This is a genomic window from Streptomyces sp. NPDC032091, assembly GCF_055580265.1.
This window is the reverse complement of the sequence record NZ_JBVILR010000024.1, coordinates 1-12,637: the sequence shown is the minus strand read 5'-3', so window position 1 is coordinate 12,637 and position 12,637 is coordinate 1. Positions and strand designations below refer to the sequence as shown.

Annotated in this window: 15 protein-coding genes; 8 read left to right on the top strand and 7 right to left on the bottom strand. The window is 72.0% G+C overall.

All coding sequences use genetic code 11. From position 1 onward, the window contains the following. Positions 1-43 precede the first annotated feature (43 nt). The gene (locus ACZ5NJ_RS30560) at positions 44-661 is read left to right on the top strand and encodes a flavin reductase family protein (protein ID WP_468769166.1); all 618 of its coding nucleotides are present in this window, start codon (positions 44-46) and stop codon (positions 659-661) included. A 135-nt stretch (positions 662-796) separates the two neighbouring features. Here ACZ5NJ_RS30560 and ACZ5NJ_RS30555 read toward each other — a convergent pair whose 3' ends face one another. Genes ACZ5NJ_RS30555 through ACZ5NJ_RS30545 form a run of 3 tightly spaced genes read right to left on the bottom strand, consistent with a single transcriptional unit; the run spans position 797 to position 4,009 of the window. Beyond that, positions 797-1,873, bottom strand: a complete 1,077-nt coding sequence (locus tag ACZ5NJ_RS30555) for a Zn-dependent alcohol dehydrogenase (protein ID WP_468769026.1) — start codon at positions 1,871-1,873, stop codon at positions 797-799. Further along, positions 1,870-3,063 (bottom strand): acyl-CoA dehydrogenase family protein, encoded by a 1,194-nt coding sequence (locus ACZ5NJ_RS30550; RefSeq protein WP_468769025.1) that lies wholly within the window; start codon positions 3,061-3,063, stop codon positions 1,870-1,872. The genes ACZ5NJ_RS30555 and ACZ5NJ_RS30550 overlap by 4 nt, the downstream gene beginning before the upstream one ends. Before the next feature lie 34 nt (positions 3,064-3,097). Next, entirely contained in the window at positions 3,098-4,009 is a 912-nt protein-coding gene (locus tag ACZ5NJ_RS30545; RefSeq protein WP_468769023.1) for an SDR family oxidoreductase, read from the bottom strand. A 99-nt stretch (positions 4,010-4,108) separates the two neighbouring features. On the opposite strand from ACZ5NJ_RS30545, the gene ACZ5NJ_RS30540 reads away from it, so the two are divergent. After that, positions 4,109-5,035 (top strand): cyclase family protein, encoded by a 927-nt coding sequence (locus tag ACZ5NJ_RS30540; protein WP_468769022.1) that lies wholly within the window; start codon positions 4,109-4,111, stop codon positions 5,033-5,035. Here ACZ5NJ_RS30540 and ACZ5NJ_RS30535 read toward each other — a convergent pair. After that, positions 4,954-5,469 carry an ATP-binding protein gene (locus tag ACZ5NJ_RS30535; RefSeq protein ID WP_468769020.1) on the bottom strand — a complete coding sequence of 172 codons (516 nt, stop codon included), beginning with the start codon at positions 5,467-5,469 and terminating at the stop codon, positions 4,954-4,956. The two genes, ACZ5NJ_RS30540 and ACZ5NJ_RS30535, sit on opposite strands and share 82 nt — an antisense overlap. A gap of 250 nt (positions 5,470-5,719) precedes the next feature. On the opposite strand from ACZ5NJ_RS30535, the gene ACZ5NJ_RS30530 reads away from it, so the two are divergent. From ACZ5NJ_RS30530 to ACZ5NJ_RS30510, 5 genes are all read left to right on the top strand, one after another. Beyond that, positions 5,720-6,571 (top strand): Scr1 family TA system antitoxin-like transcriptional regulator, encoded by an 852-nt coding sequence (locus ACZ5NJ_RS30530; protein ID WP_468769019.1) that lies wholly within the window; start codon positions 5,720-5,722, stop codon positions 6,569-6,571. A 13-nt stretch (positions 6,572-6,584) separates the two neighbouring features. Next, positions 6,585-6,773: a DUF397 domain-containing protein gene (locus tag ACZ5NJ_RS30525; protein ID WP_468769165.1), complete on the top strand. Its 189-nt coding sequence runs from the start codon at positions 6,585-6,587 to the stop codon at positions 6,771-6,773. Between the two features lie 282 nt (positions 6,774-7,055). Next, entirely contained in the window at positions 7,056-7,736 is a 681-nt protein-coding gene (locus ACZ5NJ_RS30520) for a DUF397 domain-containing protein (protein WP_468769017.1), read from the top strand. Between the two features lie 57 nt (positions 7,737-7,793). Next, positions 7,794-8,732 (top strand): NADP-dependent oxidoreductase, encoded by a 939-nt coding sequence (locus tag ACZ5NJ_RS30515; protein ID WP_468769016.1) that lies wholly within the window; start codon positions 7,794-7,796, stop codon positions 8,730-8,732. A gap of 109 nt (positions 8,733-8,841) precedes the next feature. Next, positions 8,842-9,177: a hypothetical protein gene (locus tag ACZ5NJ_RS30510; RefSeq protein ID WP_468769015.1), complete on the top strand. Its 336-nt coding sequence runs from the start codon at positions 8,842-8,844 to the stop codon at positions 9,175-9,177. A gap of 69 nt (positions 9,178-9,246) precedes the next feature. Here ACZ5NJ_RS30510 and ACZ5NJ_RS30505 read toward each other — a convergent pair whose 3' ends face one another. The 3 genes from ACZ5NJ_RS30505 to ACZ5NJ_RS30495 form a co-directional block, all read right to left on the bottom strand. Further along, positions 9,247-9,669, bottom strand: coding sequence for a hypothetical protein (locus ACZ5NJ_RS30505; protein WP_468769014.1), 423 nt, complete (start codon positions 9,667-9,669; stop codon positions 9,247-9,249). A 287-nt stretch (positions 9,670-9,956) separates the two neighbouring features. Then, positions 9,957-10,580 (bottom strand): hypothetical protein, encoded by a 624-nt coding sequence (locus ACZ5NJ_RS30500; RefSeq protein WP_468769012.1) that lies wholly within the window; start codon positions 10,578-10,580, stop codon positions 9,957-9,959. 26 nt (positions 10,581-10,606) lie between these two features. Continuing rightward, complete coding sequence (locus tag ACZ5NJ_RS30495) at positions 10,607-11,629, bottom strand: FUSC family protein (RefSeq protein ID WP_468769011.1); 1,023 nt, start codon at positions 11,627-11,629, stop codon at positions 10,607-10,609. A gap of 163 nt (positions 11,630-11,792) precedes the next feature. Between ACZ5NJ_RS30495 and ACZ5NJ_RS30490 the strand changes: the two genes are divergently transcribed. Next, positions 11,793-12,446 carry a dihydrofolate reductase family protein gene (locus tag ACZ5NJ_RS30490; RefSeq protein ID WP_468769009.1) on the top strand — a complete coding sequence of 218 codons (654 nt, stop codon included), beginning with the start codon at positions 11,793-11,795 and terminating at the stop codon, positions 12,444-12,446. The last annotated feature ends 191 nt before the right edge of the window (positions 12,447-12,637 follow it).

Here is a 12,637-nt window from a genome sequence, read left to right as displayed (position 1 = left end):
ACGAGCCGTCAGGTTCAATCGGGGGGTGATGGGACACGCAGGGATGGCGGCCACCGTCGTCCGATACCTCAGGTCAGCCGGCTCCCCCACCTCCGCGGCCCGGGAGCCCGATTCCGCGCACGTCGACGCCCTCCCGCGCCCCGATCTGCGGGCCGTCGGCGAGGACGAGCGCGCGCCCGTCGGCCCCGCCGAGTTCCGCGCCGTCCTCGGCAACTTCGCGAGCGGGGTCACGATCATCACCGCCCCGCCCGCCGAGGGCGAGGAGGATCCGGCCGGCTTCGCCTGCCAGTCCTTCGCCTCGCTCTCCCTCGACCCGCCGCTGGTCACCTTCATGGTGGCCCGTACGTCGACCACCTGGCCGCGCATCGCCCGCGCCGGGGTGTTCTGCGTCAACATCCTGGGCGCCGCGCAGGGCGAGCTCTGCCGCGCCTTCGCCGTCAGCGGGGCCGACAAGTTCGCCGGGGTCTCCCACCGGCCGGCCCCCGCCACCGGCTCCCCGCAGCTCGACGACGTCCCCGCCTGGATCGACTGCCGGATCCACGCCGTCCACACCGGCGGGGACCACCTCATCGTCGTCGGCCGCGTCGAGGCCATGGGCGCGGAGGGCGAGGGCGACCCCCTCCTCTTCCACAAGGGCCGCTTCGGCCGCCTGGCGGACTGACTCCCCCGCCCGGCCCCTCTGCCCACCCCTGCCCGCCCGCCGCGCCCCGGCCCGGACCGCCCGGACCGCCCGGCGCGCGTGACGCGCGCCGGGCCGCCGGGCCGCCGGGCCGCCGGGCCATCCGGCCGCCACCCCTCAGAACGTGAGGACCCCCCGCGCCACCCGCCCGTGGTGCGCGTCGTCCGCCGCCTTCGCGAAGTCCTCCACCGGGTAGACCTCCGTCACCAGCTCGTCCAGCAGCAGCTCCCCCCGCCGGTACAGCTCGGCGTAGAGCGCGATGTCGCGCTGGGGGCGCGAGGACCCGTACCGGCAGCCCATGATCGTCTTGTCCAGGTACAGGGACGAGACCAGGAACGACGCCTCCTCCTTGAACCCCGGCACCCCGAGCAGCACCGCCTGCCCGTGCCGGTCGAGGAGGTCGATCGCCTGCCGGATCAGCTTCACGCTGCCCACGCACTCGAAGGCGTGGTCCGCGCCCGTCGGCAGGATCTCGCGGACGGCCGCCGAGGTGTCGGCGAGTGACCCGGCCGCCGACGCGTCCACGAAGTGCGTTGCCCCGAACTGCCGCGCAACCGCCTCCTTCGCCGGGTTCGCGTCCACCGCGACGATCGCCGAGGCCCCCGCGATCCGGGCGCCCTGGATGACGTTCAGCCCGATCCCGCCCGTCCCGATGACCACGACGGTCTCCCCGAGCCCCACCTTCGCCCGGTTCAGCACGGCCCCCACCCCGGTGAGCACCCCGCAGCCGATCAGCGCGGCCGAGGTCATCGGGATGTCCTCGGCGATCTTCACCGCCTGCACGGCCTTCACGAGGGTCCGTTCCGCGAAGGCGGAGTTCGACGCGAACTGGAACAGCGGCTGCCCGCCCCGCGAGAACGGCCGGTCCGGCATCCCGATCGCCCGGCGGCACATCGTCGGCCGGCCCCGGTCGCAGTCCGCGCAGGCCCCGCAGTTGGCGAGGGTCGACAGGGAGACGTGGTCCCCGGGCGCCACGTGCGTCACCCCCGGCCCCACCGCCTCGACCACCCCGGCCCCCTCGTGTCCGAGCACCACCGGCGGCGGGAAGGGGATCGTCCCGTCGATCACCGACAGGTCGCTGTGGCACAGCCCGGCCGCGCCGATCGCGACCAGCACCTCCCCCGGCCCCGGGTCCCGTACCTCCAGGTCCCCGACCACCTGGGCCTGCTTGCCGTCGAACACGACGCCCCTCATCTGGGCTCCTTAGGCAGGCCGAGCACCCGCTCGGCGATGATGTTCCGCTGGATCTCGTCCGAACCGCCGTAGATCGTGTCGGCCCGGGTGAACAGGAACAGGCGCTGCTCCTCGTCGAGCCCGAGTTCGTACGGGACTCCGCGCGCCCAGTGCCCCGGCCCGGCCGTGGCCCCCGCGCCGTGGACGGCCACCGCCAGCTCGCCGAGCCGCCGGTGCCAGCCGCCCCACAGCAGCTTCGCCACGCTGGGCGCCCCGGCGTCCCCGGCCGCCCCGAGGGTGCGCAGGGCGTTCCACCGCATGGTGCGCAGCTCGGCCCACTGCCGTACGAGGCGTTCGCGCAGCACCGGGTCGGGCGCGCCGGAGGCGGCGTACGCCCGGACGACGCGTTCCAGTTCGGCGGCGAAGCCGATCTGCTGGACGAGGGTGGAGACCCCCCGTTCCAGGGCGAGGAGCCCCATGGCCACCGTCCAGCCGTTGCCCTCTCCGCCGACGACCTCCTCGGCGACGGCCCCGTCGAAGAAGACCTCGTTGAACTCGGCCGTCCCCGACATCTGCCGGATCGGCCGGACCTCCACCCGCCCCGGCTGGTCCATCCGTACGAGCAGGAAGGACAGGCCGTGGTGGCGCCGGGACGCGGCCTCGGTCCTCGCCAGGACGAAGCACCAGTCGGCCTCGCGGGCCAGGGAGGTCCAGATCTTCTGGCCGGTGACGCGCAGCCGTCCGTCCGCCGGATCGCGTACGGCGGCGGTGCGCACGCCGGCGAGGTCGGACCCGGCATCGGGTTCGCTGTAGCCCTGGCACCACAGCTCCTCGCCTCGGGCGACGGCCGGCAGGAAGCGGTCCTTCTGCTCGCGGCTGCCGTAGGCGATCAGGGTGGGGGCGAGGAGGTTCTCGCCGATGTGGCCGACCCGGGCGGGGGCGCGGAGCGCCGCGTACTCCTCGGCCCAGACCACCTGTCCGGTGAGGGAGAGCCGCCGGTTGCCGTAGCCCTCCTCCTCCCAGCCCTGGCCGATCCAGCCGCCGCGACCCAGCTCCCTTTCCCAGGCGCGGCGGACCTCGACGCCCTCGTGCTCGCTGCCGGGCCCGCCGAGGCCGCGGGCCTCCTCGTACGGGCCGACGAGGTGCCCGGTGAGCCAGGCGCGGGCGCGGGCCCGCAGTTCCCCGTCCTCGGCGCCGAAGCTGAAGTCCACGCCGCTCCCCCCTTTCCTCTCAGGCCGTTCCCTCTCAGGCGTTCGGGCGGTCCTTGGCGGCGACCGCCTTGGCCATGGCCTCCAGCTGGGCGAGCATCGGCATCGGGTCGGTGCCCACCGTCCCGGGAAGGAAGTCGGCGATCTTCTCGGGGGTCCAGGCCCCTTCGGCGTACCCGGCGCGCAGTTCGCGGGGCTGCGCCCAGACGGCGATCTTCGGTCCGGCGATCGTGTAGACCTGCCCGGTGATGCCCTCGGCCGTGGCGCGGTCGCTGAGCAGGTACGTCACGAGCGCGGCGACGTCCTCGGGCTCGCCGATCTCCTTGAGCTCCATGGGGACGTTGGCGGACATCCGGGTACGGGCGACGGGGGCGACGGCGTTGGCGGTGACCCCGTACTTGTGGAGCCCGAGGGCCGCGCTGCGGACGAGGGAGATGATCCCGCCCTTTGCGGCGCTGTAGTTGGCCTGGGCGACGGAGCCGGTGTGGTTGCCGCTGGTGAACCCGATGAGGGTGCCGGAGCCCTGGCGGCGCATGACGGCGGAGGCGGCCCGGAAGACGGTGAAGGTGCCCTTCAGGTGGGTGGCGACGACGGGGTCCCACTCCTCCTCGGACATGTTGAAGAGCATCCGCTCGCGCAGGATGCCCGCGACGCACACGACTCCGTCGAGGCGCCCGTACTGGGCGAGGGCGGTGTCGATGATGCGCTGGCCGCCCGCCATGGTGGAGATGTCGTCGGCGACGGCGACGGCCTCGCCGCCGGCCGCGAGGATCTCCTTGACGACGTCCTCCGCCACCTCGCTGGTGGGCGCGTTCCCCTCGATCCCGACGCCGTAGTCGTTGACGACGACCCTGGCGCCCTCGGCGGCGGCGGCGAGTGCCACGGCCCGGCCGATGCCCCGGCCGGCGCCGGTGACGGCCACGACCTTGCCTGCCAAGAAGTTCCCCACGTCCGGCCCCTTCCCGCTTTTTCTGACGGTCCGTTAGATTCTATGACCAGTCAGATCCCTTCCCACAAGCCCCTGTTCGTTCAAGGAGTGGATGCGGCCATGACCCTGCCCCCCGAGTTCCACGAGATCGCCAAGCGCGTCAACAACTGGGGACGCTGGGGAGCCGACGACGAGATCGGCACCCTGAACCTGATCACCGAGGAGGTCGTACGGGTGGCGGCCGCCGAGGTCCGCACGGGGCGCCGCGTCCCGCTGGCCCTCCCCCTCAAGGAGGACGGGGTGCAGGCCGGCCTGATCCCCGGGCGGATCAACCCCCTGCACACCATGGTCCAGATCAACCAGGAGCTGTTCGGCCCGGGCACGGTGGCGTGCAGCGACGACGCCGTGACCATGGGCCTCCAGGCGGGCACCCACTGGGACGCTTTGACCCATGTCTCGCACTCGGGCCGCATCTACAACGGCCGCCCGGCGTCGACGATCACCCCGCACAGTCGGGCCCAGTTCAGCGGCATCGACAAGGCCGCGCCGATCGTCTCGCGCGGGGTGTTGTTGGACGTGGCCCGCGCCAAGGGCCTGGACCGCCTCCCGGGCGACCACGCCGTCACCCCGGAGGACCTGGCGGAGGCGGAGGAGTTCGCCGGGGTCAGCGTCCGCGCGGGGGACGTCGTCCTGGTCCGCACCGGCCAGCTCCAGGTCTACCTGGCGGGCGACAAACACGGCTACGGCTTCCCGTCCCCCGGGCTGTCGGTCCGCACCCCGGAGTGGTTCCACGCCCGCGACGTGGCGGCGGTCGCGAACGACACCCTGACCTTCGAGATCTTCCCGCCGGAGATCGACAACCTCTGGCTCCCGGTGCACGCGCTGCACCTGGTCGAGATGGGCATGCACCAGGGCCAGAACTGGAACCTCGAACCACTGTCCACAGCCTGTGCGGAAGCAGGCCGCTACTCGTTCCTCCTGTCGGCCATGCCGGAACCCTTCGTGGGCGGCACGGGAACCCCGGTGTCCCCGGTAGCCATCCTCTGACGGCCCGGCTCCACCAGGCTGAACCACACCACCTTCACGCACTCCCCCTGCGCGACGGCGGCCCAGTCATCGGCACAGGCCGCCACGAGCGCCAGCCCCCGCCCGCCGGTGGCATAGGTCCCGAGCCCACTCCCCCCTTGCGGCCACCGCTCGGGCGCACAGTCGGACACGTACACGGTCACCCGGTCGCGCACGAGCGACACCTCGACGGCGATCTCGGCCGTATCGGTGTGCCGGTAGGCGTTGGTCACCACCTCGGACGCACACAGCCGCGCCCGCTCCTCCAGCCCTTCATGCCCGCCACTCCGCAGCACGGACACCACCCAGTCCCGCGCGATGCGGGGCGTATCGGCCCGACTCGGCGCAACCATCCGGTAGGTGAGCCCGGCCCCGGGGACGGGCTCGTCGGCCTGCCGTAAAACGCTCGTGTTCATCGTGGTCTCTCCCAACGCGGTACGAGTTCGCGCTGCCTGCGCCATGCGTGGCATTGGCCGCCCCCAGGTGACCCGCGCCCAAGGCGCGCGTCAGCGGCTGCACTTCGGTCTTACTGGCGTGCGACGCGGTGCAAGCACCGACTGTAGCGAGTCCGTCACACAGTTTCTACGGAATCCGTCATACCCAAGCGACAGGTGGACCCTGCTCCCGGGCACAGGCCAAGATGAGAGCCGACAGGAGGGGGCGCCGATGCCGCCAAGGAAGGCTCCGACCGCTCGGCAGCGCCGACTGGGTAGCGAGCTCCGCAAGATCCGGGAACACGCCGGCATCTCGATGACCGACGCCGCGTCCCAACTGAGCACCGACCGAACCAACATGAGCAACGTCGAGAGCGGCCGCTTCGGCGTCAGCAGCGAGCGCGTACGCACGTGGGCGAGGCACTACGGCTGCCCCGACCCGGCCTACGTCGACGCCCTCGCAGCCATGGCCGATGAACGCGGACGCGGCTGGTGGGACGACTACCGCGACGAGCTTCCGGCCAGCCTGCTCGACCTCTGCGAACTGGAGCACCACGCCCGTGCACTGCGGAGCGTGCAGATCATTCACATCCCCGGACTACTCCAGACCGAGGACTACGCCCGCGCAGTGTTCGAACAAGCCGTTCCGCCCATGCAACCCGTGGACCTGCGACGATATCTCTCGCTTCGAATGCGACGCCGAGACGTCCTGGACCGCAAGGAGACACTCACCTGCACCTTCCTGATCCACGAAGCCGCCTTGCGGATGAGGTTCGGCAGCCGGAGGGTCGCGGTCAACCAACTTGAGTACCTACTGAAGCAATCCGAACGAGACAACGTGACCCTGCGGGTGATCCCCTTCGATGCCGGCGGGTTCCCCAACGCCGGGGGCCCGACGCTCTACGCGTACGGCCCGGTACCGCAGCTCGACACCGTCCACAACGACGTCCCAACCGGCACCGTGCTGCTCGACGCCGAAACGCGCCTCGTCAACTACCGCGCAGTGCTGGACCGGACGGAGGAACGGGCGCTCGACCCAGAACGATCTCGCGACTTCCTCCGCGAGATGGCGCAACAAGCATGAGGGCGTGAGAACAATGGAAATCAACTGGCGCAAGTCCTCCCGGTCTGCAGATACGGGCGACTGCCTGGAGGTCGCGGTGCAGGACGGCGAGGTCCTGATCCGCGAAAGCGACGACCCCGGCGTAGTCATCCGCACCTCCCGATCAAAGCTCCGGGCCTTCATCGACGGAGCCGCCGCAGGCGAGTTTGACGACCTCGCCTGAGGACACGGCACACCCGGCCCCCTGCCCTCCTCGGGCAGGGGGCCGACTCACATCCACACCGCACGCCGGATTGGCATATGCCGTATCACCCGTTAGACGTCAAACGGTTGATACGCGCGTGCGGCCAGCGCTAACGTCGCATTACGCCGCCGGGCTCGCCCCGGGACGGCTTAACTCTCCCGCTCACTGCGCCAGTTCGGGAGAGGCCTCCGGTTGCCCCCTCCCTGCTGCTCGTCACAGCCCGGGAGGGGGCGACTCTCCGCGACGGCAGGAGCCCGGCACATGACCACGGCCACGCCCACTCCCCTGGACCACGCGGTGGCGATCCGGACCGGCTACTGGTTCGAGGCCCTCTGCTACGCGGACGCCTACGACGCACCGCCAGAACTCCTCGACCGGGCCATGCTGGACACCCCCGAGGAGGCGATCCGGCTGATCCGGCTCCAGATCCGCACCGCCCACCCCTTCGCCCTCTCCCCCACCGAGGTGGACCGGGCCCTCGCCTGGGCCGACGGCGGCGGCCGTATCCAGGCCCTCGCCGCCCTCCACCGCGGCGAAACCGCCGGCTTCAGCATCGTCCTCCGCGACGGCCTCCGCCCCGAATGGCGCGTCCGCCCGGTCGACCACCTCACCCTCACCCGCACCCAACCGGCAGCGTGCGCCAACTGCGAGGTGGCCGACAACGCTCTCGCAAACGACGCCTACTGCCGCCAGCCTTGGCGCAGGCGCGTGCGACCGAATCGGACAAGGGGAGAAGACGGCATGGACGCATCCATCACCTGGCAGAAGTCCTCGAAGTCAACCGACGCCGAGGGCAACTGCCTAGAGGCCGCGCCCCACAACGGCCACATCCTCATCCGCGAAAGCGACGACCCCTCGCAGATCGTCACCACCACCCCCGCCAAGCTCGCCGCCTTCATCGCGGGCGTCAAGGCAGGCGAGTTCGACCACCTCATCCCCTGACCGGGACGGCGAACCGGCCGCTTCCCCCTCATGATCATCCGTCGCAGAATGCTCGGCATGACGATGACGCGCGTGATCACCCAGCAGACCATCGGCGGCTCCGACGTCCTGGAACTCGCCGAGATACCCACCCCCTCCCCCGGCCCTGGCGAGGTACTCGTGGCCGTACGGGCCACCGGTATGAACCCCGCCGACTGGAAGGTCCGCATCGGCAAGGTGGACTTCTTCGGGCCGCCGCCGTTCGTCCTCGGTCACGAGTTCAGCGGCGCGGTGCAGGCCCTCGGCGAGGGCGTGACCCGCTTCGCGGTCGGCGACGAGGTCTACGGCTGGACCGTCCCCCCGCACGGCAGCCACGCCGACCACGTCATCGTGTCCGAGGACCGCATCGCGCCCAAGCCGCGCACCCTCGACCACGTCGGCTCCGCTGCCCTGCCGATCTCCGGCTTCACCGCCTACCAGGCCCTGATCACCCTCTCCGACGTACAGCCGGGACAGCGCGTGCTGATCCACGGCGCGGCCGGCGGCGTCGGCCACCTCGCCGTACAGATCGCCAAGGCCCGAGGCGCGTACGTCATCGGCACCGCCCGCGCCGCCAAGCACGCGTACCTGCGCGGACTCGGCGCCGACGAGCTGATCGACTACACGGCCCGGGACTTCTCGACCCTGCGGGACATCGACGCCGTGCTCGACACCATCAGCAACGACTACGGCCCGCGTTCCCTGCCCACCCTCAAGCCGGGCGGCATCCTGGTCGACGTCGTCGGCGTCGGCGTGGACCGCACCGAGGTCATGGCCCGTGCCGCCGAACTCGGCGTCCGGTTCGTGGAGTTCTTCCTGGAACCCACCCCCGCCGTACTGGCCGACTTCGCCGAGCTCGTCGACGCGCACGGCATACGCCCCACGATCTCCGAGACCTTCCCCCTCACCGAGGCGGCCAAGGCCCATGAGCTGAGCGAGACCGGCCGCGTCCAGGGGAAGATCGTGCTCGTGCCCTAGAGCGGTTAAATCGGATGATAACGGACGGATATCGCCCCTGTTTACGGTGGCGCACGGCCTCGGATTCCCGAGGGTTCAGCCCGACGATCAGATCAGCTGAAGGAGAACCATGCGCTCTCTCCGCCGCCGTGTCCCCGTTCTCGCGGCGCTGTCCGCAGCCGTCCTGCTCACCGGCGTCGGCGACGCCCAGGCCGCCACCGGGACCATCGACATCTACCCGACGGACATCACCAACCCGGTCGACGGTCAGTGCTACGACACCACTCTCCCCAACAACTACGGGCAGCGCGTGGTGGTCAACCACACGGACCGCAAGCTGAAGGTGTTCCTCGGCACCGGATGCCCTGCGGGCAGGGAGGAGAAGGTGCTGGATCCCGGCGCGAGTTACCAGGCCAGCGGCACCTGGTACCCGTTCGTCGCCGTACGGTCGGTGCAGATCGTCTGAGCCCGTCGAACGGCAGGACACCGATGGGCGGCGGGCCGGCACACCGGCTCCCGCCCGTCGGCGACACCCCTAGAAGGGCGGCCAGTCCGAACCCGGAGGCGGGGCGGGGTGGAACCGGTTGCCGTTGCGCATCTCCAGCGGCCAGCGCCGGTCGATGACGTCAGCGGCCTCCTTGCACGCCTCGCAGGAGCTCGGCCACTCGGGCATCCACGGATACGGCGAGGTGGTGAGGCCCTCGTGTGCCAGACCGCACAGCGTCGCGCCGAAGCCCTCGCCGGAGTACGCGTACGCCACGTCGTACGCGTGGGCGGGGCCCTGCGGGAGCTGCGGGGACTCCGCGCGCTCCCACTGGATGTAGCCGTACTGCGGCCGCGAGACCTCGCGCGGGTCGTATCCGAATTCCGTCCAGGCGTAGCACCAGGGGCAGAACCAGCGTTCCTTCACCGCCGCGCCCCACTCCATCGGCGGGTCGTCCACCGGCAGGCGTCGCATCTCATGGCTACAGACATCACAGGTCACAGCGCATTGTGCCCGCACCGTTGGCAGCCGCACGCATCCGTGGTCACCCGCCGTGCCGGAGCACCCGGACCCGGCACGATCCGGAGGAGACGGGCCTAGCCCGTCTCTTCCGGATCTTGCCTGACCCGCGCCGCCCGGCACCGCACCTCGCCGCGTTGGCGGAGCACCCGAGTACGTCCAGTACAAGGGCGCCCCGCCAACGCGCCGATGCACGGCACCGGACGACGCGGGCTTGACCGGCAAGATCCGAAAGAGACGGCCTAGATCGGCAGGCCGATCAGCCCCCACCCCCGCCGGTCCGCCTCGCCGACCACCTCGGCCCAGCCCCGCACCAGCTCGGCGAACTCCTCGAACCCGGCGACCCCCTCCCCCGGCTCCCGCGCCACCAGCTCCCCGTACGGCACCCGTACCCCCTCCAGCCCCGGGGCGGCCGCGCACCACCTCCGCCGGAGCCGCGCCACCGTCTCCGGGCCGCGCACGATCAGCGGACCCGACCGCCACAGCCCCTCCAGCGAGGGCAGCACCCCGGGGTCGACCTGCTCGGCATCGACGTCGGCCCGCGGCCCCCACCAGATCAGCCCCTCCAGGAACGCGTCCAGTGCCGCCCGCACCTCACCCCCGACGGCGCCCCGGACCTTCTCCCAGCCGTCCGCCGCCCGGAAGTGCGGCTTGTACGAGCCGAGCGTGCCCCGGAACTCGTACCGCCCCAGCCAGGACCGCTCCGACCCGGCGGCCGGCCACACCCACCCGTCGACGACGGCACCGTCCCCGTCGGCGTCGTCGTCCGCGTACGCCGACTCCTGCAGCACCCGCAGCCGGTCCTCCGGAGCCACCGCCCTCACGTGCGCCCAGTCGACGACCAGGACCGTCATGTCCACACCCATGCGGGGATGCTAGGTCGGACCACCCGTCAACGCCCCGGCGCGGTGTCCAGGTCCTCCAGGATCCGTTGGAACGGCCGCCGCAGGGCCACGGCCACGGGGCGCGGGTCCGCCCCGGACCAGGCGGCCAGCTCCTCCCGGGCCGCGGCCACGGCGGGCCGGGCGTCGGCCCCCGCGAGGGCGGCCTCGACGGCGCGGGCCGTCAGCGAGGCGAGCCCGGGCAGCCGGTCCCCCGCACGCCGGACGTCCCCGGCCAGGTCCTCCCTCCCGCCGAACCCCGCGACCTCCCGCGCCAGGGTGACCAGGTGCGCCGTGAGCCCGTCCACCAAGGCCACGCCCCGCACCCGGGCCGCCACCGCCCCCCGGTACCGGCGCCGCAACGGGTTGAACCGCATGGCCCGCTGCGCCTGCGCCGCCCGGGCGGCATCGGCGTGGACCGCCGTCACGTGTTCCTCCACCAGCGTCAGGTTGTCCCGCGCGGCATCCGGCCCGGCCCCCAGCGCCGCCGCCGTCCCGGTCAGGGCCCGCGTCACCCGCAGCCGGCAGTCCTCGACCAGACCGCCCAGCACCCGATGGGGGTCGGGCGGCCACAGCAGCGGCGCGAGGAGGACCGTCACCACACCGCCCACCACCGTCTCCCACACCCGGTGGAAGGCGTACGCGTCCGGCGCGTCGTTGGCGAAGACCAGCAGGGACGACGCCGCCACCTGGATGTTCAGCCCGCCCCCAGCCCGCAGCACCATCCCCACACCCAGCCCCAGGGCCACCACCAGCGCCAGCGCGACGGTCGACAGCCGCAGCACGTTGACCACACCGATCCCGATGAGCACCCCGGCCACCACCCCGAGGGCCCGCTGCACCGACGCCCCCAGAGCCGTACCGGGATCCCCGCGCAGCGCCACCAGCGGCACCACGGCCGCGTACACCGGCGGCTGAGCGGCCCCCAGCCACAGCGCGGCCTGCCACGCGACGGCGACGCTCACCACGATCCGCGCCGCCCCCGGCCACTCGGCCCGCACCAGCCCACCGAGCCCGGAGAACCACTCACGCACCCGCCCACCCTGCGCCGCCCGGCCTCCCTCCCGCCCCCATTACGCCGAAGGCGGCATGTCCGCGCGTCGATCCCGGCCCGCACCGATGAGTTCCGCCCTCCCCGGCAGTCTCACCCCCAGCACCACCATCACTCCCCCCTCTCCACCAGGAAGGAAGGCCGCCATGGCCCCCCAACTCCTCCGGGCCGTCAACATCAACGTCACCCGCGACGGCATCGGCGCCGGCGAGAACCAGCGGCTCGACCGCCCCTTCGGCGACGGCCTCGACCCCTCGGTCCTGTTCTCCTGGGCCGGCGCCACGGCGAGCTGGCCGAACCGCACCGACCCGGGCGGCAGCCGCGGCCTGGACGACTACTTCACCCGCGACTGGAACCGCAACATCGGCGCCGAGATCATGGGCCGCAACAAGTTCACCCCCTACCGCGGCCCCTGGGAGGACCACCCCGAGTGGCAGGGCTGGTGGGGCGACGAACCCCCGTTCCGCACGCCGGTGTTCGTCATGACCCACTACCCGCGCCCCTCCCTCACCGTCTCCGACACCACGTTCCACTTCGTCGACGCCGACCCGGCCACCGTCCTGGCCCGGGCGCGCGAGGCAGCGCAGGGCAAGGACGTCCGGCTGGGCGGCGGGGTGACCACGATCCGCGAATTCCTCGAAGCCGACCTGGTCGACACCCTCCACGTGGCCGTCTCACCGGTGGACGCCGGCGCGGGCGTCCGTCTGTGGAACTCCCCGGACGACCTCCTCGACCGTTTCCACAGGGACGTGGTCCCCAGCCCGAGCGGGGTGACCCACCACCTGTTCTGGCGCCGCTAGGCCGCGACACACCGAATCGAACTTGCGTCCAAGGGCCCCCGTCGGTAGACAGTTAGGCTGGCACAGGCAGATCAAACCTGGGGGCGGGGGCCATGGCCGACCACGTACCGATCAATCCGTGCACGATTCCGCAGTTCACGGGTGACCTGGACGCGTTGGAGAAGAACAAGACGGCGATCGACACGGCGGCG

Excerpts from the sequence above, each read along its gene's own strand:
- ACZ5NJ_RS30560 (WP_468769166.1), top strand. The coding sequence starts at position 44 with ATGGCGGCCACCGTCGTCCGATACCTCAGGTCAGCCGGCTCCCCCACC.
- ACZ5NJ_RS30555 (WP_468769026.1), bottom strand. The coding sequence starts at position 1,873 with ATGAGGGGCGTCGTGTTCGACGGCAAGCAGGCCCAGGTGGTCGGGGAC.
- ACZ5NJ_RS30540 (WP_468769022.1), top strand. The coding sequence starts at position 4,109 with ATGACCCTGCCCCCCGAGTTCCACGAGATCGCCAAGCGCGTCAACAAC.
- ACZ5NJ_RS30535 (WP_468769020.1), bottom strand. The coding sequence starts at position 5,469 with ATGAACACGAGCGTTTTACGGCAGGCCGACGAGCCCGTCCCCGGGGCC.
- ACZ5NJ_RS30530 (WP_468769019.1), top strand. The coding sequence starts at position 5,720 with ATGCCGCCAAGGAAGGCTCCGACCGCTCGGCAGCGCCGACTGGGTAGC.
- ACZ5NJ_RS30525 (WP_468769165.1), top strand. The coding sequence starts at position 6,585 with ATGGAAATCAACTGGCGCAAGTCCTCCCGGTCTGCAGATACGGGCGAC.
- ACZ5NJ_RS30520 (WP_468769017.1), top strand. The coding sequence starts at position 7,056 with ATGACCACGGCCACGCCCACTCCCCTGGACCACGCGGTGGCGATCCGG.
- ACZ5NJ_RS30515 (WP_468769016.1), top strand. The coding sequence starts at position 7,794 with ATGACGATGACGCGCGTGATCACCCAGCAGACCATCGGCGGCTCCGAC.
- ACZ5NJ_RS30510 (WP_468769015.1), top strand. The coding sequence starts at position 8,842 with ATGCGCTCTCTCCGCCGCCGTGTCCCCGTTCTCGCGGCGCTGTCCGCA.
- ACZ5NJ_RS30505 (WP_468769014.1), bottom strand. The coding sequence starts at position 9,669 with ATGCGACGCCTGCCGGTGGACGACCCGCCGATGGAGTGGGGCGCGGCG.
- ACZ5NJ_RS30500 (WP_468769012.1), bottom strand. The coding sequence starts at position 10,580 with ATGGGTGTGGACATGACGGTCCTGGTCGTCGACTGGGCGCACGTGAGG.
- ACZ5NJ_RS30490 (WP_468769009.1), top strand. The coding sequence starts at position 11,793 with ATGGCCCCCCAACTCCTCCGGGCCGTCAACATCAACGTCACCCGCGAC.